Raw genomic sequence first — 22,809 nt, 5'->3', positions numbered from 1 at the left:
CCCCGAATCGTCGGGATCGTTACTGCGTCGGCTCGTTTTCGAGCCGTGGGGCGTCGTCCGGTTCGTCCCCGAGTTCGGGACTCTCCCAGTACGCGTGGTCCTCGAGTTCCCGGAAGCAGGTCACCGTGTGATCGTCGTCGCCGTCGACCGCGACCGCTTCTGGTACGTTCTCCTCGCACGCTTCGCGGGCCTTCGGACAGCGAGTGTGGAACCGACAGCCCGACGGCGGGTTCCGCGGGTCGGGCACGTCGATCTTCCGAAGCGGCGAGCCGTCCGGCTCGTCGACGTCGGGATCGAGGTTCGGCGTCGCCCACACCAGTGCCTTCGTGTAGGGGTGTTTTGGATTCTCGAGCACCTCGTCGATGGGACCGAGTTCGACTAGCTCGCCGAGGTACATGATGCCGATCCGGCCGTCGGACTTCCCGGCGACGTAGCTGGCGTTCGAGAGGTTGTGGCTGATAAACAGGAAGGAGGTGTTGAACTGCCCCTGCAGTTCCAGCATGAGGTCCATCATGTCGATCCGCAGGGAGACGTCCAGCGCGCTGACCGCCTCGTCCGCGAGGATGAGGTCGGGGTTCATCAGCAGCGCCCGGATCAACGCGACGCGCTGTTTCTCGCCGCCCGACAGCTGGTGTGGGAACCGCTTGGCGTAGTCTTCGGGCGGGGACATCCCGACCCGTTCGATCATCTCGTGAATTCGCTCCCGGCGCTCGAAGGTATCCATCTCCGGCTTGCGGAGCCTGAGCGGCGCCTCGAGCGAGTGTTGGACCGTCTTGTTCGGATTGAGCGACGCGCCCGGATCTTGCGGGATGATCTGGAGCGACTGCCGGATCTCCTCGAAGGGGATCTCGACGGTTCCCTCGCCGTCTTTGGCCTTCCAGATGTCTTGGCCGCGGTACGTCACGGATCCAGCGGTCGGTCGCTGGACCCCGATCGCCGTTTTGCCCAGCGTCGTCTTGCCGCAGCCGGATTCGCCGACCAGCGCGACGACGTCGTTCTCGGGAATCGAGAGCGAGACGCCGTCGACCGCCTTGACGATGTCCGTTTCGCCCCGCAGCCGAGAGAGCATCGACGAGTCCGACTCGAAGTGCACTTCCACGCTCTCGAGGGAGACGACGTGCTCGTCACTCATTGACCGTCACCTCCTGAAGGGTCAGCGGTACCGCATCGGGGACGTTTTCGACGTGGTGACACGCCGCGACGTGGCCGTCGTCTTCGTCCGAGTCCAGCGGCGGATCGTCGCGTTCGCAGACCGCGTCGGACAGCGGACACCGAGGGTGATAGGAACAGCCCTCGGGAACCGATACCGGATCGGGCGCCGCGCCCTCGATCGGCTTCATCTGTTCGCGCGGCGTATCGAGATTCGGCGTCGAATTGAGCAACGCCCGCGTATAGGGGTGTTTCGCTGCCTTCAGCACGTCGTAGGCGGGGCCGACCTCGACGAACTCGAAGGCGTACAGGACCGCGATCCGGTCGGCGAGGTTCGCGACCAGCGGCAGGTCGTGGGTGATGAAGACGATCGTCAGATCCCGCTGCTCGGCGATCTCCCTGATGAGTTGGATGATACTGCGCTGCATGAGCAGATCCAGCGCGGCGGTCGGCTCGTCCATGACCAGCACTTCGGGCTCGAGGACGAGACTCAGGGCGATCAGCGCTCGCTGGGACATGCCACCCGACAACTCGTGCGGGTAGGCGTCGAGGACCTGCTCGGCCTCGAGGTAGAGGTCCGAGAGGAGCTCTTCGGCGCGAGCCATCCCCTCCTCGACGTCGTAGTCGTGGACGGCCAGCGTCTCCCGGAAGTGATCCTCGATCGTCATCGTCGGGTTGAACGAACTCATCGCGCCCTGAAAGACCATGGAGATTTCCTCCCAGCGGACCTGTTTGATCTCCTCGTCGGAGAGCTCGAGTAGGTCGATCGACTCGCCTGACTCGGGGTAGTAGGTGATATCGCCGGTGAGGATGCCGGGATCGACGACCGCGTCGAGCAACGCGGACGCGAACATCGACTTCCCGCTCCCGCTCTCTCCGACGACGCCGAGGACTTCGCCTCGTTCGATGTCGAGGGAAACCTCGTTCAATACCTTCGATTCGCCGCGTTCCATGTCGAACGAGACGCTCGTGTTACGAACCTCGAAGATCGGATCGTCGACTGACGTCGTTTGTGCGTGTTGTTGGTGCATCGTTATTCCTCGTACGGCGCAGTGTCTTCGACGGTTTCCGCGTGACGCGCCCGAATCCGCGGGTTGAACAGTTTTTCAGTCCCCTGTGCGAACAGTACTAACCCGAACGAGAGGGTGACGATCGTTATCATCGGAATGAGGAGCCAGTAGACCATATCGAGCGAGTAGATGGCAGCGTTCGTGTAGGCGTTGTTGAGCATGATCCCCCAGTTGCTTCCGACGCTGTTCAGCAGCCCGAGATAGTACAGGGCAACCGATCCGAAGATCACTCCTCGCGCGGAGTTGACGAAGTTGATCAGCACGTAGGGCATGATATTCGGGATAACGTCGTCCTTGAGGATCCTCGAAAGGGGTGCACCCATGATCCGCGAAACCTCGACGTACGTGTGGTCCCTGATCGAAAGCACCTGCGATCGAATCGACCGCGCGAGGCCGGCCCACGCGTTGATCGAGAGGAAAATCCCGACCAGGTACGGACTCCGCGGGTCGAAGACGGCGACCAGGAGGATGATCAGGGGGAGGCCGGGAATAGTCATCGCAATGTCGGTGAAGGTAGTCAGGACTCGGTCAACGAACCCGCCCTTGTAGCCCGAGACGGTTCCGATCCCTACTGCCATAATCGTCGAAAACACCGCGCCGGCCAGGATCATCTTCAGCATCGGCGGCGTCGCGTACACGATCTCCGACAGGAGGCTCGTCCCGAGATTGTCCGTCCCGAGCGGGTACGACAGACTCTGGAGCGGCGGCGTCCGGTTCGGCCCCTGTCCTTGCGTCGGCGCGGGAACGAGATAGAGGCCGACCGTCCCCATCAGGACGTAAAACAGGATGATGAGGGAGCCGAGTTGCGTCCGCCAGTCATCCCAAATGACTCGTAGTGGGGCGAGAACGGCTACGTCAAGCCACTCCCTGTACAGTTCCGAACGAGTTGCTCTCGGTCCATCTCTCGTTCCATCTCGGTCGTCGGTCGCGTCGAACGTCGAATTCGTTTCAGCCATTGTCAGTCACCTCTCAGTATGCCTCCTTGGACTGGCCTTCGCTGATCCGCGGATCGATCTTTCCGTACGTGAGGTCCGCGATCAGGATACAGAGCAGAACTGCGACGGTAATAACGAGGAAGATGCCCATCATCAGCGGATAATCACCGCTGTGGATTCCCTGCAGGAGGTAGTACCCCAGGCCGGGGTACGCGAAGATTTCCTCGAGGATGACCGAGCCGCCGAACATGAAGCCGATGGAGATCATCAAGCTCGTGTACATCGGCAACACGGCGTTTCGACCGACGTATCGGATCGCGATTCGGCGTCCGGGAACGCCACGAAGGTTCGCAACTCGAATGTAGTCTTCGCCGATCTCCTGGATGGCGTTCCCCCGCATCGTGATCGCCGTCCCGCCGAAGCCGGTCACGACGAGGGACGCGATCGGGAGCGTCGCGTGGTACAGGACGTCGGAAATGAACGCGGCCGACAGCGACGGATCGATGCTGGTCGAGTAGTTCCCCGACTGCGGGAAGACACTCAGCTGGATGGAGAGGACGTACACCAGGAAAATCGCCGCGATGTAGTAGGGAACCGAGTTCAGAAACATCGAGACGACCGTCGATCCGACGTCAAATCGGCTTCCTTCTTGGTATGCCATGACGGCCCCGAGCACGATTCCAATTGCGAACGAAAGCAAGATTGCGATCGTCAGGAGGAAGATCGTCCACGGAGCGGCTTCGATAATAATGTCGCTAACGGGGCGGTTGAACCACACCGATTGCCCGAGATCCCCCTGCAGGACGCTGGTGAGATAATCGAAGTACTGGACGTACAGCGGTGTCGACGGGTCGACGTTCGTGTACGACTCGACCAGCGAGTTGAGCTGGGACATGTCGACGCCGTTCGATCCGCGGTTCTGCATGACCTGTGCCCTGATGTACTCCGCCGGACCACCGGGCATCGCTCGAATCAGTCCGAACGTCACGGTTATCACGGCGAGAAGCGTGACAACTGCTTGCCCGAGACGCTTTATTATGTACATTAATTTGAATGAGTGTGGTAGGTGTTGTCCTATAATGGTTCCGTTTTGCTGACGGATCGACGCTCGACGTCGTCACTCTACTTCGCCTGTAGGTCGCCAAATCGCGGGAACCACCAGAGCGGCCACTTCGACTGGTACTTCGGCGAGTCCGGTTCCGGAACCTCCCAGTCGTCGGTATAGAACCAGACCGGGTCGTTGATCTCGTTGATCTGTAGCATCGGCATCGTCTGATTGGTGATCCACGCGAGTTCGTCGACGAGACTGGTCGCCTCCGCATCGTCCTGCGTGACGAGCAGTTCCTCCATCAGTCCGCGCGGATCGACGGATTCGAGTTCGCCGTCGGGGTCGCCCATCGGCGGCGCCTCGAGGTCGTCGGGGGAGAGGTTCATGAACTCCGGATCGATGTTGTAGTACATGTCGAAGACGTAGTACGGGCTCGATCGCTGGAGCGTCCACCCCGTCGACGCCAGTTGGAAGTCACCGGCGAGGTAGTGGTTCGACCAGTACGCCGACTCCTCGATCTGTTGTAGTTCGGCGGCGATCCCCTCCGCGTTGAGGTTGTCGACGATCGTCTCGTAGATGGGGTGCCAGTCGTTAAAGCCGGCGACGGTTTTGACCGTCACTTCGAACCGGCTGCCGTCGGGACGGTACCACTCGCCGTCGTCCTTCTGGTACCCCTCTCCCTCGAGGAGTCGTCGGCCTCGCTCGGGATCGTCGTACCGGTGGAGTTGCTCGGCCATCTCGTCGGAGACCTTGTTCCGCCATCGGTCGCTTTGTTCGTTCTGTCCGTCGATGTTTCCGACGAGTCCGCTCGGCGCTTCGACCGGCTGTCCGAAGCGGCCGTAATTGCTCGCACAGGCGTCTCGGTCGATAAACTCACAGATGGCCTGGCGGACGTAGATATTGCCGAAGTCCTCGTCCTCGTGGTTGAAGGGTAACGAGTGGCCCCACAGTGCAGGCAGTTGCGCGTGCAGGAGATCGTCGGGGGCGCTCTCGAAGACCGATTCCGGTGCGGTGTAGTTCCGAATCCCGTCCACTTCGCCTCCGAGCAGCACGCTCGCGGTGTCGGTCGAGACTCGCTGGATCTCCCAGTAGTCCCAGTTGATGTTGTCCGCGTCCGGGTGGTGCTCGTACAGACTCATCCGGAGGTAGTTGTTCGTTCGCTCCTCGAACTGGAAGGGGCCGTTCCCCTTCGGCTCGTCGAAGGCGTCGTTGCGGAGATCGCTTCGAATATCGGCGACTTCGTCGTCGGTCGTCGCGTCCTCCCACCGCTCGACGTAGTCCCGGTACAGCCGGTGTGGCGTCTCGAGCCAGTAGTAGTTGAGCGCGTCCATGAACAGTCGCTCGTTGACCGTCCCGTCGAGGGTAAGCTCGACGGACTTGTCGCCGGCTCGTTGCATGTCCGTCCAGAGGGTCGAGATCGTGTCGCCGATGATGGCGTCGGTCGCCAGTTTCGTGTAGAGGTCGTCGGCGTTGACCGGATCACCGGGATCTCCGTTGTGCCACGTGAGTCCGTCTCGCACCTTCAACACTGCAGTCTCACCGCTGAATTCCTCGACGGAAACCGCGTACGAGTCGAACTCCTCGTTGGCGATGTGGTATCGCTGGAGCGGATCGCTCTGCATCTCGTGGGCGAACGGATTGGTCAGGTTGAGGTGATTGAACTGCCAGTTCGTCGGCTGGGTCGTCGTTGGCTCGATGAACGTGTCAGTCCCCCCTGATTCCCCCTCCTCGCTTCCCGCGCAACCGGCCACGACCATCGCACCGCCGGCTGCGCCGGCGCGAAGAAGACCTCTGCGCGAGATAGAGCGCCGATTCGACTCTACCGTGTGCTCATTGCCAAGTGATGGCATAGCCTCCTGTTCTGGTTACGGGATAAAAAATATTGTGGACTATAATGACTTACAGAGGAGTTGAAACGACTCCGCGTTTGTCACGGTTGCTCGTGTGGTACTACGGAAGAAATTGTATCAGCCCGATCACCGACCGGATAGGTACTATCGCTACCGCTATCGGGTTCTAGGACCCCGTGTGGGATACACTGTCATTCCCCGTTTCCTGATTAGGAACGATAGAATCGCGTAAAGTATATTTACGGATGTACGATCGTAATCGAATGGGGTAGCCGACGTTGCGAATAATAGAGAATACGGGATGTACCCGACGAGTAGATGTATTTCTCATTGGGAAACGCAGTCTACTGCGGACTCGAGGAACGAATCAGATTTCCGGCCATCTCGTGACAGGGGGTCAGTCAGCGACGACGATTACTGCCGGTGTGACGTGGTGCGAACTCCGTCGCGTGAGTACGGCGGTCGGTGCCGGAGCGGTGTGTCGATGTTCCCCTCCGAACGTGTGTCCGACTTCCGTTCTCCGAGCGTGCTTTCGAGTCCTGTTTGCCGGACGCACGCTCGAGTTGCAGTCAGTGGATCACCAACAGATTCGAGCAGCGTCTCTTCGAATTCGACCGGTCGGGCCGAAATTACGACGCGAAAAAAGAACGGTGCAGGACAGAACGGCCGTTCGGAAGCGCTTATTCGATCGAGATCGCGGCGACGGTCGACGGCGGTAGCTCCACTTCGATCGAACTGCCGTCCGACGGCACGGCGAGGTCGTCGGCGGTGAACTCGTCGGCGTTGTGCTTGGTTACCGCGTAGTCGGGCTCCTGCTCGGCGAACAGGATCTCGGCGGAGATATCGTCCTCGTTCAGGTCCGTTCCCTCGAGGGAGACGTCGACGGTCTGCTCGCCGCGGCAGTCGAGGTTCGCCACGGTGACGTACGTCCCGTCGTCGCCGACGGACGCGGAGGCGCTGACGAGCGGAAGTTCGTCGTTCGAATCGCCGTCGACGACTTCGCGGGTCGGCGTGTCGACGGAGGTCCGGACGGCCTCGTTGCCCTTGTGCGGAGCGTAGAGGTCGAAGACGCGGTAGGTCGGCCGCGCCCAAGCGTCGTCCTCGTCGGTTTCGACGAGACACTGGAGGACGTTGACCGTCTGGGCGATGTTGGTCATCGTGACGACGTCGCTGTTGTCGTTGAAGATGTTGAGCACCGCCGCCGCCGAGAGGGCGTCGAATACGGTCCCTTCCTGTTCGAGGCCGTTGTCGGCGGTCGCTTCGGGGTGCCAGGTCCCCCACTCGTCGATGATGACGCCGATGTCGCGAGTTGTCGCGACGGCGTTGATCGCACCGGCCATGCGCTCGATGTGGCGTTCCATCTCGAGGGCCTCCGCGAGCATGCGGTCGTACTTGTCCTCGTCGGCCTCGTCGACGTTCGTTCCCCGGCCGTAGTAGTGGTGCAGCGTGAGGTGGTCAAGTGGGAACTCCGCGCCCCACGGCGCCTCGTTGATCTCCTCTAAGAAGCGGCGGTTCCACTCGTGGCCCTCGAAGCCGCAGGCGATGAGCTCGAGGTCGTGGTCGAACATCAGGTTCGACTGGGTGCCGACGTAGGTGGCGTACCGGCGGTACTCGCGGGCGTACTGCTCGGGCGACATCTGGCCGCCACAGCCCCAGTTCTCGTTGCCCAGCCCCCAGTACTTCACGCCGTATGGGTCTTCGCGGCCGTTCTCGCGGCGTCGGTCGGCCAGTTCCGTGTCGCCGTCGTAGTTACAGTACTCGACCCAGTTGGCCGCTTCCTGGGGACTGCCCGAGCCGACGTTTGCCGCGAGGTACGGCTCCGTACCGATCCGCTCGCAGAGTTCGAGGAACTCGTCGGTGCCGAAGGAATTGGACTCCTCGGGCTTCTCTTCGGGACCCTGCGCCCAGAAGAGGTTCCGGCGGCGCGGCCGCTCGTCCTGCGGCCCGACGCCGTCCTCCCAGTGGTAGTCGTCGGCGAAACAGCCGCCCGGCCACCGCAGCACCGGCAACTCGAGGTCCTCGAGTAACGAGACGGTTTCCTCGCGGAAGCCGTCCTCGTCGGCGCTGTCGGCGTGCCAGATTCCCCCGTAGATACACCGTCCCAGGTGCTCGGCGAAGTGGCCGTGAATTTCGGGCGCGATCCGGTCGATACTCGCTGCAGTATGGACTGTGATCTCTGCGTCAGCCATCTGTACGTTCATTTTGGATAATGTAGTATAAGTGCCTCGGTTCATGTCACCACGATGGTCAATCTCGCGTCCGGATGGCCGAGGGACGCTGGGACGATCGAACGTCACCGGTGAGTGTGTCGCTATCCGTGCGGTCCTCGAGACGAGAGCGCTCCTAACGATCGGTCGGAAAGCACCGCTCGTAGTGAGTGTTCGATCGTACCCTTCTGCGAACACGCTGTCGGCAGAACTGTGCACGAACCTCCGTCTCGATCTACTTCGCTCGATACGGATAGGCGGCTTCCGCGAGTCTCAACTGGGCTTCGGTCCGTCGATTCCAACCCCACAGAATTATAACCATGAATCACTGATCCGGTACCATGCGAGGATTAGCCAAGACTGCTCGAGAGCACGGAGCGATGGAACTCGTCGATCGCGACCGACCGGATCCCGCACCGGACGAGGCGCTGATCGAAGTCGACTACGCGGGGCTGTGCGGGAGCGACGCGGGCATCTACGAGTTCGAGTCGGCGTTCGAGCGGATGGAGCTGCCGACGATCATCGGCCACGAGTACTCGGGTCGCGTCGTCCAGGTTGGCGACGCCGTGACGAAGTTCTCGGTCGGGGACCGCGTCGTCGAGCGTCCCATCCGGGGCTGTGGCGACTGCTACCAGTGCGAGATCGGCGAATCGAACGTCTGTCAGAACGCGGTCATCACGGGTGTCGACCACAACGGCGCCTACGAGCCCTATATCGCCGTCCCCGAGGACGCGCTTCACCCCGTCCCCGACGGGGTCGACCAGCAACACGCGGCGATGGTCGAACCGACCAGCATCGGCGCGCGAGCGGTCATCCAGAACTCTCGCGTACGCGCCGGGACGCGAGTCCTCGTCGAGGGACCCGGTCCGATCGGACTCCTCACCGCTCAGATCGCCCGCGCACAGGGCGCCGAGGTCGTCGTCAGCGGCGTCGGTCAGGACGCCGAGTATCGCCTCCCGCTCGCCGAGGAACTCGGCTTCGAGACGATCAACGTGGCCGACGACGAGCTCGACGCCGTCCGCGACGAATTAACCGACGGCATCGGCTACGACGTCGTCTTCGACACGACGGGCCACCCGTCGGGGCTGCCGTCGGCCGTCAATGAGGTCCGAAAGGGCGGCCAGATCGTCCTCGTCGGTCAGACCGGCGAGACGACGATGCCCTACTCGCCGCTCGTCCGGTCGGAAATCGACCTGCAGTGTTCCTACGCGTCGAAGTACGAGGACTTCGAGAATGCGCTGCGCCTGATCGACACGGGCGACGTTGACGCCGAGACGTTTATCGACGACCGCTTTAACCTGCTCGAGGCCGACGAGGCCTTCGAGACGTTCCTCGAGGGCGGGACCTGTAAGCCGGTCTTCGACGTATCGGTCCTCCGTGAGTAACGTAGAACCGCTCAAACGGGACAGTTGCTGACCGGCAGTTTCCCTCCGGTCGACCGTCAACTGTGTAGTCGGCACGTTCCGTGGAATCAATTGGCAAGAGTTTATTACCGACAAGAGTCATCGTTGATTCATGCCGATTCAGCATCGTCGTCAGTGTCGTCCACGACTGACCGACACTGCTCGCACGTCCCCGAACAGTACCCAGACGGCTTCTCGAGGCGGTCGTTCGGAGCAACAACTTCGTCTCACCGCAGTTGAGGGGTTCTAATGACGAACATTACCTTCATCGGCGCCGGGAGCGTCGTCTTCGCAACGAACCTGCTGACGGACATCTACTCGTTCGACCGCTTGCAAGACAGCACGATCACGCTGATGGATATCGATCCGCAGCGGCTCGAGCGGACGGCCGAAGTCGGCGAGGCGGTCGTCGACCACCACGACCTTCCGGGTGACATCCGAACCACGACGGATCGACGCGAGGCCCTCGAGGGAGCCGACTACGTGCTGAATATGATCAACGTCGGCGGCGAAGAACCGTTCGAGAACGAGATCCGTATCCCCGAGGCGTACGGCGTGAAACAAGCCGTCGGCGATACGCTGGGCCCCGGTGGGGTCTTCCGCGCCCTGCGGACTGCGCCGACGGTCCTCGACATCGCTCGCGATATGGAGGAGCTGTGCCCCGACGCGCTCCTGCTGAACTACACCAACCCGATGGCGATGCTCTGCTGGGCGGTCGACGAAGCGACTGACGTCGACGTCGTCGGGCTCTGTCACAGCGTCCAGCACACGACCGAGGCTATCGGCCGCTACCTCGACGTCTCGAGCGACGACATCGAGCACTGGGTCGCCGGTATCAACCACATGGCGTGGTACCTCGAGTTAGAACGCGACGGCGAGGATTGCTATCCGGCGCTCCGCGAGGCTGCGTCCGATCCTGACGTCTACGAGCAGGATCCGGTCCGATTCGACGTGATGGAGCACTTCGGCGCGTTCATTACCGAATCGAGCCACCACCTGAGCGAGTACCTCCCGTACTTCCGGACGGATGACGACCTCATCGAGGAGTTGACGCCGGACGAAGACTTCGGCCACTACACCGTCGAGTGGATGCCGACGGGACGGTATCTGGAGCACTGGCAGTCTTACCAGCCGGCCCTCGAGGAGGACGAGTTCGAGGTAACCGAGGACGACGTCGCCCTCGAGCGCTCCGCCGACTACGGATCCCGAGTCATCCACTCGATCGAAACCGACGAAACCCGCCGGATGAATCTCAACGTCAGAAACGACACCGACGCGATCGCGAACCTGCCGACCGACGCCTGCGTCGAGGTTCCGTGTCTCGTCGACGGGCGGGGAATTCATCCCTGTTCCGTCGGTAATCTTCCCCCGCAGCTCGCGGCGTTGAACCGTTCGAATATCGCCGTCCAGGAACGCGCCGTCGACGCGATCCTCGATCGGGACGAGACTGCCCTGCGACAGGCCGTGAAACTCGATCCGCTGACGGCGGCCGCGCTCGATCTCGAGACGATCGACGAGATGGTCGACGACCTGCTCGCCGCGAACGCCGAGTATCTCCCCGACCTGCACTGATCTTCGCTGTTCACTCTCGGTGTCGAATACGGTCCGTATGTCGTAATTCGTCTCGATTCGATCTCAACGACTGGTAATCGATCGACGGGGGTACTGCTACCCTCTCGGGGGGTTGTCGGTTCCGGTGCGTAGCGATTACTCTGCGCCGTCCTCTTCTATTCCAACATCGGTGCCCGCTTCAGGAAGTTCGTCCACACGAGCTGTGTCGACGGTATACAGCGACCCGTCGGCAGTCGCTTCGGCTGCTGCCAGCATCGCGTCAAAGGGTTGTCGTGCTCGGAAGAGACGGTCGCCGAGCGTCCCGCCCGCTACTTCGACGAGGACGCTGCCGTAGCCAGCTAACGCGTGGCCGTTTCTGGCGATTCCACCGTAGGTTCCGCCGGGATATCGCACGTATTCTACACGTCGTAATTCGTCGTCGGGTTCGATTAGGTCGTCGCGCATCGTCACTACCAGTTGCTTGGAGAGTTCGCGAATCTCCGGATCGACATCCTCGTGGAGCGGCCACAGCATTGCCCCGGTTCCGATGTACCCGTCGCCGGGATCGTTCGGATCCGGCGGGACGAAGCCTTCAGTTTCGTCTTCCGCATCGTCGTCCGTGTCGTCGCGGGCCCACTCGGGTCCCGGCCACTCGGACTCGTAATCAACCATGAAACTCCCCATTCGGTGGAAGTCGATGACCCACTCCGGATCGACTTCGTCCATCATTGCGTGGATGGCCACCGCTTCGGGAACCGGATTCTCGGGATACTCTTCGGGGAAGTTCTGGTACAGTTCGTGTTGAGTCCAATCGTGGCGGTTGTAACGGTTGATATCCCAGCCGACCCCCGGTTCGTCGGCCGCGAAAATCCCAGATCCGCCCTGAAAGATACCGCTCTCCGGATCGTCTTCGGGCGCCTCCGGATCGATATTGTACCGGTGCGGAACGACGAAGCCGTCTGGATTCACTCGCGGAACGAGATGGACCGTTCGATTCTCGAGTATACGCTCGGCTCGCGGGTCGCCGCTGGTGAGGAACTGGGCGACCGCGAGCAGCCCCTCGGCCATGAAGTATTCGTCGCCGTGCTGTTGGCCGATGGCCAGTACGCTCGGGTTCTTCTCTTTCCCGACGCTCACGGAGTACAGCGGCCGTCCTTGATTCGATTGTCCGATCTGATCGACCGTAACCAGTTCGGGGTTTTCGTTTTCTAATCGGTGCAGAAGCGTCTCGAGTTCTCGGTTATCGAGTACGTCGTCGTTGTTGAGGTATGCTCTTGCGAAGTCTTCGAGTTCGAAGTCATCATCAGTGTGCCGGTCGGATCGCGCCGACGCTGACCCTGCAGTTGTTAACGCTGCGATTCCACCCAGTGCTTTCAGGAAGTCCCGTTTTTCTAACTCCATGACACGAGCTATCAGACAACAGTCGATAATGTAAATTATTCTATAATACTTGGTGGTAGTTACAAATATCTAACTAAAATATGTAATAACCAATGGTAATCTCAGGATGTGGTTGACGACTGACAAAACCCGACTTCGAGAAGTATCGCCTAGTTCTGCATCCGGTCAGTTGGTACGTTACCGTCGAGTGTTGAATACGGTCTCTAACCACCATAATAGTGTGTGGGGAGCACAATTCTCTGACGAATGTCGGTCGATTGGTCTTCAGAGGCTATGGATACAGCCAATACGTATTTTGAGGTATTGGTGCGATTTCGGTGTTGTTTTGATTAATTACGTTAGTTCGACTGTTCAGCCGTAGCCGAAGGAAAATCTGATAGCCGAATTAGGTCTGAGGAGCTTAGAATCCGGAATATTACGGTTTCTGCGATAATTCTGAAGACACATAACTTCATATCTATACTATACCAGTTATATAGCGAAATATCTGCAGTTTTCTTTAAACTAAACTATATTGTAGAATAAACCCAAGAGCATCTTGGCCATCTCCTCTCGGTACGACGCGGTCTGATTGAATGTAAATATGGATACATATTCACCAAACCAAGATTGTATCGGATAAAGACCGATCAGTTGAAGAGAATCTGGCTTCCGTGAACTGGCCATCGGAACGGGTAGATGACTACTCACGAGGAGACTCGTTCGGAAGCGGACGAACGGACGCTAGTCGATCGTCGCTCTTGTCTGAAAGCGGCCGCGAGCGGAGTCGCCCTTGCGCTTACCGGTGCCACCTCTGCTGCGGCCGCCGGCGGAGACTACGACGTCATCGAGGTCCCCGCTGGGCAGACCCACACGATCACGCTCGGCGATGGAGACACGCTCGAGAACACGCTGATCGACATCTCCGCACGGAACGCGAAGTTCCAGATCAGTGCGCGCGGCTCGGGTTGGGAAGTTCGCAACCTCGGGATCCGCGGGAATTGGGACGAGACGACGAAGGCGGAGCCGTTTATCGTCAGCGGCGACGGCGTCATCGACAACTACTACTTCGCCGACGGCGCCACGGGCGAGACGTACCCGAACGGGCCGACTGGTATCTACGTTGCGAACGACCATAGCGGCACGATCGAGATCAACAACGTCAACATCCAGGACCTGCCCGACAACGCGATCTACGGCAGTTCGCCGGGCGACCTCCCCCAGCACAGTCTCGGTGCCGGAGGCGGTGGCGACGTGATCATCACGAACAGCTACGCAGCCGACTGCGTCTCGTCCTCGTTCCGCGTGGGGACCGACGGCAGCCGCGTCGAAAACTGCGTTTCCGTCGGCTCCGATTGCGGCTTCTGGGGATTCTACAATGCGCCGAAGGTCGTCGACTGCGATTTCTCCGACTCGGAACTCGGCGATATCCGCGTCGGCGACGGTCAATGGCAGGACGACGCGACACCCAGACTCGAGAACGTCCGCTACGAGACGGAGGTAATCCACTCGGGGTCGATCGACGGCTCGTCCGCGGGCTCGCCGCAGCGGACGTCCCCGGAGGAGGTCGCGGGGGTCCCGCGCTCGGCCGAAGAAGCCGCGTCGGGCGGCGGCAGCGACGGTACTAGCCCGTCGTCGGACGGTAGCGCCGACAACGACGGCGATGAGGGCGAAGACGACACCGAGCCGGAAGAACACCTGCTCGCGTTCGTCACCGAACCCGACGCACGGTTTGCCGGGTACGAGTTCTCGGCTGATGGCGCCGTCGAGTTCACCGACGCGCCGTACGAGAGTCCCTCCGGCGGTCGGATCGAAGGCGGCACGTACGACGCGGCTGACTTCATCGAGGAAGCCGACGATGGCACGATCCGCGCTGGCGGCGTTACCGGCGGCGGCCACGGCGACGCGTTCACCGTCGTCGGTCCCGTCACGTCGATCGACGTCGACCAGCCCGAGGCGATGTGGATCGAACTCGACGGCGAGGAACTGTCCGTCGAAGCGGTCCTCGAGGCGACGGCCGTCGGCGAGGGCTCTCAGTAGACAGTCGGCGAAGCCGACTCGATCACGCGGCAGGGAGTGTAAACGAAAAGGTCGCGCCGTCGCCGGGCTCGGACTCGACCCAGATCTCGCCGCCGGCAGACTCGCTCTGCGAGCCGGCCGAACTCGCTTCGCTCGTTCGAACGCCGTGCCGTTCGACGATCCGCTGGCAGAGCGCGAGCCCGAGGCCCGTACCGATCGTCGGCTGCCGTAGACGCGCGGCGTGACTCAGTCTCCCGTTCGGCTCTCGACGAAGGCCGCGAAGTCGGCGGCGAACGCGTCGACCTCGTCCCAGTCGGTGTACTCGTAGTCCCGACTGGTATCCACGTCACCAGTCGCGTCCTTGGCGATCCGTTTCATCAGCAGTCGCTTGAGAAATCCATACTTCGAATACCGGAGCGCGCCCCCGAACAGCCCGATTCGATCCGGATGCCAGTCCGTCTCCTCCAGTAGTCCGTCCACGTACGATGCTGCGTCCGCTCGACGCTTCTCGTCGTCGACTGCTGACGACAGCGAGAGTTGGAAGAACGCTGTCGGCCGACTGTGCAACGCTTTGCGATTCGACGCGACGAACTCCGGGATCGCCGAGTGGTGTTTCCCGACGTGTATCGACGAGCCGATGAGCGCGGCGTCGAACGAATCGATCGATACGTCGTCGGATATCGATTCGATATCGATCGTCGTAACGTCGTGTCCTCGATCCTCGAGCGTCGCCGTGATCCGTTCCGCTACGGTCGCTGTTTGTCCTTCGCCAGTCCCGTACACGACGAGAACCGATGCCATGCGTTGGATACGCTCTCGATGTGGATAAAGCAATGTGGGGACTGCCCGGGATGAGTACACCGCAAATTACCGCCGGCCGCGGTCCCTGCAGACGTCTCGCAGCACTCAGGAGATTCGGTACTGCACGATTGCGTCCGACCCACACTCGGGGCAGTTGTCAGTGCCGTCGTCGACGGTCGTCCCGCATCGACGACACTCGTATACGGTCTCCCTTCGCGTCAGTCGGGACAGCAACCGGTCCATTCTATCGGTTAGCATCGTTCACGTCGCTCGCTGGGGCTGCAGTCGTGGAACTCTCCGAGAGGCGTAGACTCGAGACAGCGGTTCGGTGTCGGAATCAGAGATGGGGAGTTCGTGGGAGGCATGAATCGGGAAAGACGGTGTGGAGGGAGCGCGTGACTACGATAGGCCGATGGTAGGTGTGGTGGTGTCGTTGCCCCCTCTATGCCCACTTTTGGATCCGAGGTTGTATATAGGCGAGCCAACCAGAGTGAAACTGAAACTGGACCGGCGAGATCGGCTGTAATACGACGCGTTCGATCGAACGGGCAATAGGTCAGCAGCAGGCAACGAAGGCAGCCTCGTGATGCCGACCAGGGAGACGAGTGGTCAGGAACTCGCCGTGGCTCAGGTACTGGTGCTACAGGTTCGGCTGCGTACCAGCTGTTTTCCATTCGCTTGTCATCGGGTGTGACCTGTGAAACTCACAGTCAGTATCCAGATAGCGACTCTCTCGATTTAGCGCAGAAAACTACATTATCATTCGTGGTGTATATTGTACGATCAGCGCAGATGCAAGTCCAAGAAACCGAAGAAGTCGCGTGCCCGAAATGCGGCGAGACCAGTACCGTCCCGATTCCGGATGCAGACGTAGAACTAAAAATCAGTCCGTACGTAGCCGCATTCGGTGATTACACGAAGGTTGACTGTGCAGCCGGACACACCTTCTGGGTCTACTACTGCTAATGGAATTTCAGTATCTGTCGGCTAACGGGACATGTAAATGTGCCACGGTATAACAGATGCACTTATCGGCACTGGGGACGTAGTCTCAGTCTATGCCCGAAGAAGTACTATTCAAATCGGAAAGTGACTTGCCTCGAGAAGAAATCGCCTCGTATCTGCGCAGTGTCGCCGATAAACTCGACCACGGCGAGACGATAACGCTGAAATCCGGATCGGAGTCAGTGACGATGGACCCGCCGGCACAGCCGACCTTCGAGGTCAAAGCTGAACGCGAGGGGCCGGCGGACGGCCCCGGCGAGCTGAGCATCGAGTTCGAACTCGAGTGGGACGAGAACAGCGACGAGACGGATGCGGGGAGCGGCCGGTTAGAAATAGAGTGATCGAGCAGCCGGATTCTCGATTCCTGATTCCCGATTCGAGCGTCAGTTACGATCGCCCCTTCGTCTACTGGACCTGAGCCACTACCGGCCGGTAACAGCGAAGTAGCTTCGACCAAAACAGCGACGCATGGCGCTCCCACAGGTTCGTGTTCTGAGTACCGGTGGCACGATCGCATCGACGGACGGCCCGGACGGGGCAACGCCGTCCAAAGACGGCGACGATCTCGTCGACGCTGTTCCCGAACTCGAGGACGTAGCGACTCTCGACGTCGAATCCGTCTGCGACGAGCTTAGCTTCCACCTCTCGTTCGGGGACGTCGCGTCGATGGCACGCGCCGTCGAGCGCGCAGCGGACGACGGAGTCGACGGCGTCGTCATCACTCACGGCACCGATACGATGGAGGAGTCGGCGTACTACCTCGACCTCGTCGTTGACGCCGAGATACCGGTCGTATTCACTGGGGCGCAACGACCCGCGGATCGTCCGGGTGCGGACGGCCCAGCGAATCTGCTGCAGGCGGTTCGCGTCGCGGGTGACGACCGCTTCGGAGATGGCGTCTACATCGCGTTTGGAAATCTCGTCCACGCAGCTAGATGGGTGACGAAAGCACGGGCGGGACGTCCGGAAGCCTACGCGTCACCCGATGCGGGACCGGTCGCAGAGATCACGGCCGACGGGCTGGCGCTCCGCCGCGAGCCCCGCAGCGAGTCAGTCTCGATCCCCGCTCTCGAGACGACGGCCCGAGTCGAGGTGGTCACCAGCGGCTTGGGTGTCGATGGTCGACAACTCGAGCGTGCCGTCGCCGACGGCGTCGACGGGATCGTCCTGGCTGCGAGCGGCATCGGGAACACGACCCCCGAACTCGGCGATGCCGTCGCCGATGCGGTTGCTGACGGAATTCCGGTCGTCGTCGCGACGCGCTGTTACGACGGCGCTGTCGGTGCGCGATACGGTGGACCCGGTGGCAGCCAAACGCTCCGTGATCACGGGACGATTCCGGCCGGTGAGCTTCCCCCGTGGAAGGCACGAATCAAACTCGGGTTGGCGCTGTCGGCCTTCGATGAACACGAGGCTGTCCGGCAGACGTTCGAACGCCAGTAGGGTCGACGGCTCCGTTGAAGGCTGAAGAGAATTGCAAGTTTGACTGGTAGCTTGATCGAAGCCTGCCCCGTCGAAGTTCCAAGGTTCCAATTCGTTGTGAGTACCGTTATACCCTCAGAAGCCGTCTAAAGTAGTGGTTGGACGGATGAAGACCCACTATTACACGGCCACGAGTCTCGACGGGTATCTCGCTGACCAAGACCAGTCACTGGACTGGCTCTTCCAGTTCGGCGAGATCGAGGGTGTCCAGGACAACTACCGGCAGTTCATCGATCAGGTCGGTGCTGTTGCCATGGGGTCGACGACCTACGAGTGGCTGCTTGAGCACGAGACCCTCCTCGAGGACCCCGAAAAGTGGCCGTACGACATCCCGGCCTGGATATTCAGCACTCGGGACTTACCGGTGGTCGACGGTGCGGACATCCGCTTCGTACAGGGGGACGTTGCGCCCGTCCATGCTGAGATGGTCGATGCCGTAGACGGTGAGAACATATGGCTAGTCGGTGGGGGTGACCTCGTCGGGCAGTTCCACGATCACGGACTGCTCGACGAAATCATCCTCAGCGTTGCGCCCGTCACACTCGGTTCGGGTGCCCCACTGCTGCCGCGCAGGATCACCAGCCCGTCCCTGAAACTGGTCGACGTCCAGAAACACGGCGACGTTTTTGTACAACTCACCTACGAAATTCAGTAACTCAGCAGACGGGGTGCACCGAATTGCCAGTGTAGATGGACTACGAGTCCGATGTACAGAACAAAACGTCGAGCGACTCGCACCCCTCGAGCGCGCTACGACGGGCGGCGGAGACAGGGTTAACTACGTACAGACCGGAACGACGATACCGAACACGGTCACCCCGCTACTGCCATGCTCACACCAACAGTTATCGAAGCATTCGATGCGAAAGCGCCGGATACCACCGAAACAGCGACGTTCGGGCTCGGTTGTTTCTGGGGACCTGACGCAGCAGCCGGCGCACTGGACGGCGTCGTTCGAACGCGAGTCGGCTACGCCGGCGGGACGACACCCGAGCCATCCTACGACGCTATGGGCGACCACACCGAAGTCGTCCAACTCAAGTACGATCCCGATCAGCTGTCGTTCGGCGACCTCCTCGAGTGGGCGTTCGCCGAACACCATCCGTACAAACAGCCAAAGAAACGCCAGTACCAGCATATCGTCTTTACCGAGACGGCCGATCAACGGGATCAACTACAAACGTATCTGGCTAACGCCGAACTCGATCGAGAAGAGATCGAGACGCGGCTCGAACCGCTCGAGGACTTTCACGTAGCAGAGGAGTACCACCAGAAATTCCAACTCCGAGGCAAACGCTGGATCACAGAGGCCTTCGACGGTGCGGGGTACGACGCCACTGCGGTGCGTGAGTCACCTGCTGCAGCGAAACTAAACGCGCATGCCGCTGGGCACGACGTAGATGTTCCTTTTCTCGAACCATCGTACGATCGTCGTTCAGCATGATTCAACAGGTCGGTCCAATACTATTTGGCCGTCGTCTCTTCCGAACGGATATTCTACATCTTGGTACACTCGCGGGGACCCACTCGGTGGCTACGGTCTTCCCCACACCCCATCCCCTCCCCGTGTCAGAGGCACCATTCCGCGAGTGTTTTACCCCGTCTCGCAACGCTGTCTTCGATCCGATTCTATCGCTAGTATGCAATTAGGCGGGTCTATTGAAATCCTATGCGTTCGACATCATCGTCGCTGAAACAACCGTTAGGTAGATGTGCGTGTTGAGCGGTTCATTCACCGGCTTCGGTCTCAGCGGGAACCTCGAATTCGAGTTGTCCGTCGAGGACGTGTGTTCGGTCGGGTAGCCCCGGCTTGACGAGTTTGACGGTGCTTTCGACGACGACTCGTCGGGCCGACTCCGGCCATCGGGTGACGGGGAGGTCAATGAATACGGTCTCGTTGGCGATCTCGCCGAACCGGTGGACTTCGACGACTGCAGCCGTCCCCTCTCGGAACAGTGATACGGACGGATGGGGTTCGTGGTCGCCCATAAACGGACCTTGGAGCGAAAGCTGTGGCGGGGTGCCGTCACCGCCCAGTGCCACAAACCGCTGTGTGAGCGACTGCAGTTCGGTATCCTCAGGGTGCGAAATCGACGTGTGGAAATGGTTCGGCAAGGGGGCAAACCTGGGATCAACGCCCACGGTAGCGAGGTCAGTGCCGTCTTTGCGAAATTCGAGATATTTCCCATCATCCCGGGGATTGTCGTCGGTTTTTACTGTCGGGTCCGTGTGTTCGGTTCGCGAGTCGACAGCACTACACCCCGCAGCGGTGGTGGAGGCGGCGGTCAGGGCGGACGCGAGGAATGCGCGACGGCGCATAAATGGTAATTTCACTAGCAGCATCAAGAATGTTAAGAAGCTAGTATCAATCCCGAACCTGAGCACTCTCTTTTGAGAAGTCAACGCGTGATTGTGCGCTAAATACGCGCTCCGTATCTTTCACGAGGGGTTCATGGATTCCCGACCGGCGATAAACCTCGATGATCACTACATTTCCTCTATCGAACGTTCAGAGTGCCTTGTCAATGTTGTGAGTGAGACAGCAGACAACGAGTTCACGGAACCGCTTCCACCAGTACCGTGTGCGGACGAATGCGCCGTACTTCCGTTTAAGCCGAGAGTTCACCGTTTCGTTCTGACTACGCTGCCCGTAGAGGTCGGCGTCCAGTCGAGCATTCTACGCCCTGTGAAGTGACGAGAACGCTCGATGCTTGATGACCGGGCGAACATCCTCTTCGTGGGCTAATGCGCGAATCTTCTGATCATCGTATCCCTTGTCGCCGAGGAGAATCGCTACATCATTGGTATTCCGCTTGATGAGCGACGGCGCAATTTGCGAGTCGTGTTTTCGGGTCATCGTTACGTGTACGTCGATGATTGCGTTCGACCTCGTGTCTACGAGGTGCGTGACTTTCAACCGCTGAATCGTCAACTTCGTTCGCTTCGTGTAGTGTTTCGAGGCGTGACTGCGGTCGAAACCGGAGGCATCAATCCCGACGACGCCGTTGGTCGGGAGGAGTGTGACCGAGAGGTTGAGCAGGACGTGCCAGACCGCCATATCAAGCCGATTGAATGCCTTCCACAACGTCGAAGGAGAGGGGAGCTCCTCAAGTTCGATGGCGCTCCGAATCCGAGGCATCTCGTAAGTTCGTCAAGAAGCATCCGGTACGTCGTATTCTTTCGTACCTTGAGACAGAGCAAGACGATGTGCTGGTGAAGTGTGTACCGGCGTTTCGAGAACTTCGACGAGTAGCGGGCAACAGCTCGTCGAGCCAAGTGATACGCCTGCTCAACGAACCGAAGCAACTGCGACTTTGGGAAGGTCTGCATCCGGTCAGACTACCGGGCGAACCTGTAACTCTTCGAGGATTTCAACAGAGCCAATTAGGCACGTTTTCCGACCGACTCGAGCACCACGCTTCCGTTCGTTCTTTAAGTGCTTCTGGCCACAAAGTGAAGCTATGACGGGACAACGGTTCTCCAGCAACTCCTCCTACCGTAGCAACGGCGATTTGCTGCGCTGAAGTCGGTCTGCTTACAATCGACGTATTCGTATTGATGGAACTGAATCCTCTGTCGACCATAGCATGGCGCTATTCACGTTCGACGACGAACTCACTGCGGGACAGATCGTGGACCGACCGAACCGATTCGTCGTTCGCGTCCGGTTCGATGAGGACCCCGAACGCGTATTCTTAGGCGATCCCGGCGCACTCGAGGGCATCCTCGAATCAGGACGAAAGATCCTCTGTTCGCCCGTCGACGACCCCGATCGATCGACCGACTACGACGCGATCGCGATCGACGTCGACGGGACGTACGTGAGCGTTCGTACGGCGTTTGCTAACGACCTCTTCGAAGAACTTCTAGCGGCCGACGCGCTCCCCGCTTTCGAGGGGTACGAGCTTCGCAAGCGAGAACCGCAACTCCCCGACCACGGTCGGGCCGACTTTCTCCTTCACGATCGGTTCGACTCGCCCGCGTACGTCGAGGTCAAATCCTGTACGCACGTCGAAGACGGGATCGCGAAGTTTCCCGACCGACAGACCGAACGCGGTCGTCGACATCTCCGCAGTCTCGCTGCACTCGTCGACGACGGGGACGAGGCGCACATCGTATTCGTGGTGCAACGGCCCGATGTCGCTCGCTTCCGGCCGTACCGCGAGGTCGACCCCGAGTTCGCCGAGTTGCTGGCGCAGGTACGCGACGCTGGCGTAACGGTACACGCGATCGCGACCGCATTCGACCCGCCGCAGTACCGACTCTACGAACGTGCGCTTCCGATCGATCTCGAGGCGTAATCGCTCTGCATCGACGTGGGAAACGTGCGATGGAGATAATGCCAGCGTAAAAAGCGGGTCGCGAAGGCGTTTGCAATGTGTGGGACAGACTACGACAAGTGGACGATGCCTTGGGGGTGGTGGGTGCGTGGATCGGCTGAGGACGCGGTCACTGTTCTGACCGCACCCGTTGTTTGGCGGATGTAGATAATAAAGCGCGGAACACGCTCCTACATTCTGGGAATGGGCAAAACCGAGGTCTCTCCGGCTCCTGCCGGTTGCGACGCGTCCTCGAGCATATAGCTTGAAGTCACTGCGAAATCGATCGCCGGCGTGGGAGAATGAGCGACGATGGGGCCGATCGATTCGGGGGACTGCACGTTACTGGCAGGGAATCGAGCGACTGGATGCACGCTGCAGGGGATACCGTCCTCGAGTTTACGTCGACGTGCTGGCACCGATTCGTTCGGCCGGTCAGCCCGGTTTTCGAGGGTGCGACGGTCGCCGTCGTGAGCACTGCCGTTTCAGCCGCGTTGACGGTAGGTATCGATGGCGGTCCGATCTTCTATACCCTTACTGCGCTCGTGACGATTTCCGTATATTTCAAGTATCGCCTGTAGTAGCATTCG

Annotated in this window: 18 protein-coding genes and 2 pseudogenes; 9 read left to right on the top strand and 11 right to left on the bottom strand. The window is 60.3% G+C overall.

The features are described 5' to 3' along the window. Positions 1-19: 19 nt before the first annotated feature. The 6 genes from ATJ93_RS18260 to ATJ93_RS18235 all read right to left on the bottom strand — a co-directional run bounded on the left by ATJ93_RS18260 (position 20) and on the right by ATJ93_RS18235 (position 8,241). Positions 20-1,132 (bottom strand): ABC transporter ATP-binding protein, encoded by a 1,113-nt coding sequence (locus ATJ93_RS18260; RefSeq protein WP_120246108.1) that lies wholly within the window; start codon positions 1,130-1,132, stop codon positions 20-22. Continuing rightward, on the bottom strand, positions 1,125-2,180 hold the full coding sequence (locus tag ATJ93_RS18255; protein ID WP_120246107.1) for an ABC transporter ATP-binding protein: 1,056 nt from the start codon (positions 2,178-2,180) through the stop codon (positions 1,125-1,127). The genes ATJ93_RS18260 and ATJ93_RS18255 overlap by 8 nt, the downstream gene beginning before the upstream one ends. 2 nt (positions 2,181-2,182) lie before the next feature. Continuing rightward, a complete protein-coding gene (locus ATJ93_RS18250) occupies positions 2,183-3,175 on the bottom strand; it encodes an ABC transporter permease (RefSeq protein ID WP_120246106.1) in 993 nt (330 codons plus the stop codon). Positions 3,176-3,188: 13 nt separating this feature from the next. Next, a complete protein-coding gene (locus ATJ93_RS18245; protein ID WP_120246105.1) occupies positions 3,189-4,199 on the bottom strand; it encodes an ABC transporter permease in 1,011 nt (336 codons plus the stop codon). A gap of 77 nt (positions 4,200-4,276) precedes the next feature. Continuing rightward, positions 4,277-5,959 (bottom strand): ABC transporter substrate-binding protein, encoded by a 1,683-nt coding sequence (locus ATJ93_RS18240; RefSeq protein WP_120246104.1) that lies wholly within the window; start codon positions 5,957-5,959, stop codon positions 4,277-4,279. Positions 5,960-6,732: 773 nt separating this feature from the next. After that, the gene (locus tag ATJ93_RS18235; RefSeq protein WP_120246103.1) at positions 6,733-8,241 is read right to left on the bottom strand and encodes an alpha-N-arabinofuranosidase; all 1,509 of its coding nucleotides are present in this window, start codon (positions 8,239-8,241) and stop codon (positions 6,733-6,735) included. 359 nt (positions 8,242-8,600) lie between these two features. On the opposite strand from ATJ93_RS18235, the gene ATJ93_RS18230 reads away from it, so the two are divergent. Together ATJ93_RS18230 and melA are read left to right on the top strand one after the other, a co-directional pair. Next, on the top strand, positions 8,601-9,644 hold the full coding sequence (locus ATJ93_RS18230) for a zinc-dependent alcohol dehydrogenase (RefSeq protein WP_120246102.1): 1,044 nt from the start codon (positions 8,601-8,603) through the stop codon (positions 9,642-9,644). Between the two features lie 267 nt (positions 9,645-9,911). Next, positions 9,912-11,234 (top strand): alpha-galactosidase, encoded by a 1,323-nt coding sequence (gene melA / locus ATJ93_RS18225; protein ID WP_120246101.1) that lies wholly within the window; start codon positions 9,912-9,914, stop codon positions 11,232-11,234. 135 nt (positions 11,235-11,369) lie between these two features. Here the strand turns inward: melA and ATJ93_RS18220 are convergent, their stop codons facing one another. Continuing rightward, complete coding sequence (locus ATJ93_RS18220; RefSeq protein ID WP_120246100.1) at positions 11,370-12,614, bottom strand: M14 family zinc carboxypeptidase; 1,245 nt, start codon at positions 12,612-12,614, stop codon at positions 11,370-11,372. A 678-nt stretch (positions 12,615-13,292) separates the two neighbouring features. Here ATJ93_RS18220 and ATJ93_RS18215 point away from each other — a divergent pair. Further along, positions 13,293-14,633: a right-handed parallel beta-helix repeat-containing protein gene (locus ATJ93_RS18215; RefSeq protein ID WP_120246099.1), complete on the top strand. Its 1,341-nt coding sequence runs from the start codon at positions 13,293-13,295 to the stop codon at positions 14,631-14,633. Between the two features lie 22 nt (positions 14,634-14,655). Here ATJ93_RS18215 and ATJ93_RS18210 read toward each other — a convergent pair. Next, positions 14,656-14,826 (bottom strand): annotated as a pseudogene (locus ATJ93_RS18210) (ATP-binding protein); the annotation flags it as partial. Positions 14,827-14,858: 32 nt separating this feature from the next. After that, positions 14,859-15,413 (bottom strand): flavodoxin domain-containing protein, encoded by a 555-nt coding sequence (locus ATJ93_RS18205; protein WP_120246098.1) that lies wholly within the window; start codon positions 15,411-15,413, stop codon positions 14,859-14,861. Positions 15,414-16,205: 792 nt separating this feature from the next. Between ATJ93_RS18205 and ATJ93_RS24685 the strand changes: the two genes are divergently transcribed. The 5 genes from ATJ93_RS24685 (at position 16,206) to ATJ93_RS18185 (ending at position 19,344) form a co-directional block, all read left to right on the top strand. Next, complete coding sequence (locus tag ATJ93_RS24685; RefSeq protein ID WP_449405100.1) at positions 16,206-16,379, top strand: hypothetical protein; 174 nt, start codon at positions 16,206-16,208, stop codon at positions 16,377-16,379. 92 nt (positions 16,380-16,471) lie between these two features. Further along, complete coding sequence (locus ATJ93_RS18200) at positions 16,472-16,759, top strand: amphi-Trp domain-containing protein (RefSeq protein WP_120246097.1); 288 nt, start codon at positions 16,472-16,474, stop codon at positions 16,757-16,759. 127 nt (positions 16,760-16,886) lie between these two features. Then, entirely contained in the window at positions 16,887-17,861 is a 975-nt protein-coding gene (locus tag ATJ93_RS18195; protein ID WP_120246096.1) for an asparaginase, read from the top strand. Between the two features lie 133 nt (positions 17,862-17,994). Next, entirely contained in the window at positions 17,995-18,555 is a 561-nt protein-coding gene (locus ATJ93_RS18190) for a dihydrofolate reductase family protein (protein ID WP_245977683.1), read from the top strand. 174 nt (positions 18,556-18,729) lie between these two features. Further along, entirely contained in the window at positions 18,730-19,344 is a 615-nt protein-coding gene (locus tag ATJ93_RS18185) for a peptide-methionine (S)-S-oxide reductase (protein WP_120246094.1), read from the top strand. Positions 19,345-19,628: 284 nt separating this feature from the next. On the opposite strand, the gene ATJ93_RS18180 is transcribed toward ATJ93_RS18185, so the two are convergent. Further along, positions 19,629-20,219, bottom strand: a complete 591-nt coding sequence (locus ATJ93_RS18180; RefSeq protein WP_120246487.1) for a hypothetical protein — start codon at positions 20,217-20,219, stop codon at positions 19,629-19,631. A 190-nt stretch (positions 20,220-20,409) separates the two neighbouring features. Further along, a pseudogene (locus tag ATJ93_RS18175) lies at positions 20,410-21,230 on the bottom strand (IS5 family transposase). A 257-nt stretch (positions 21,231-21,487) separates the two neighbouring features. Here ATJ93_RS18175 and sfsA point away from each other — a divergent pair. Beyond that, the gene (sfsA, locus tag ATJ93_RS18170) at positions 21,488-22,201 is read left to right on the top strand and encodes a DNA/RNA nuclease SfsA (RefSeq protein WP_120246093.1); all 714 of its coding nucleotides are present in this window, start codon (positions 21,488-21,490) and stop codon (positions 22,199-22,201) included. The last annotated feature ends 608 nt before the right edge of the window (positions 22,202-22,809 follow it).

It is taken from the genome of Halopiger aswanensis (assembly GCF_003610195.1).
In the GTDB taxonomy this organism is placed as follows: Archaea; Halobacteriota; Halobacteria; order Halobacteriales; family Natrialbaceae; genus Halopiger; species Halopiger aswanensis.
The sequence above is the reverse complement of the archived record's forward strand: the minus strand, read 5'-3'. Positions and strand labels throughout refer to the sequence as shown.

Coding starts and splice junctions, on each gene's coding strand:
- ATJ93_RS18260 (WP_120246108.1), bottom strand. CDS start 1,132: ATGAGTGACGAGCACGTCGTCTCCCTCGAGAGCGTGGAAGTGCACTTC.
- ATJ93_RS18255 (WP_120246107.1), bottom strand. CDS start 2,180: ATGCACCAACAACACGCACAAACGACGTCAGTCGACGATCCGATCTTC.
- ATJ93_RS18250 (WP_120246106.1), bottom strand. CDS start 3,175: ATGGCTGAAACGAATTCGACGTTCGACGCGACCGACGACCGAGATGGA.
- ATJ93_RS18245 (WP_120246105.1), bottom strand. CDS start 4,199: ATGTACATAATAAAGCGTCTCGGGCAAGCAGTTGTCACGCTTCTCGCC.
- ATJ93_RS18240 (WP_120246104.1), bottom strand. CDS start 5,959: ATGGTCGTGGCCGGTTGCGCGGGAAGCGAGGAGGGGGAATCAGGGGGG.
- ATJ93_RS18235 (WP_120246103.1), bottom strand. CDS start 8,241: ATGGCTGACGCAGAGATCACAGTCCATACTGCAGCGAGTATCGACCGG.
- ATJ93_RS18230 (WP_120246102.1), top strand. CDS start 8,601: ATGCGAGGATTAGCCAAGACTGCTCGAGAGCACGGAGCGATGGAACTC.
- melA (WP_120246101.1), top strand. CDS start 9,912: ATGACGAACATTACCTTCATCGGCGCCGGGAGCGTCGTCTTCGCAACG.
- ATJ93_RS18220 (WP_120246100.1), bottom strand. CDS start 12,614: ATGGAGTTAGAAAAACGGGACTTCCTGAAAGCACTGGGTGGAATCGCA.
- ATJ93_RS18215 (WP_120246099.1), top strand. CDS start 13,293: ATGACTACTCACGAGGAGACTCGTTCGGAAGCGGACGAACGGACGCTA.
- ATJ93_RS18205 (WP_120246098.1), bottom strand. CDS start 15,413: ATGGCATCGGTTCTCGTCGTGTACGGGACTGGCGAAGGACAAACAGCG.
- ATJ93_RS24685 (WP_449405100.1), top strand. CDS start 16,206: ATGCAAGTCCAAGAAACCGAAGAAGTCGCGTGCCCGAAATGCGGCGAG.
- ATJ93_RS18200 (WP_120246097.1), top strand. CDS start 16,472: ATGCCCGAAGAAGTACTATTCAAATCGGAAAGTGACTTGCCTCGAGAA.
- ATJ93_RS18195 (WP_120246096.1), top strand. CDS start 16,887: ATGGCGCTCCCACAGGTTCGTGTTCTGAGTACCGGTGGCACGATCGCA.
- ATJ93_RS18185 (WP_120246094.1), top strand. CDS start 18,730: ATGCTCACACCAACAGTTATCGAAGCATTCGATGCGAAAGCGCCGGAT.
- ATJ93_RS18180 (WP_120246487.1), bottom strand. CDS start 20,219: ATGCGCCGTCGCGCATTCCTCGCGTCCGCCCTGACCGCCGCCTCCACC.
- sfsA (WP_120246093.1), top strand. CDS start 21,488: ATGGCGCTATTCACGTTCGACGACGAACTCACTGCGGGACAGATCGTG.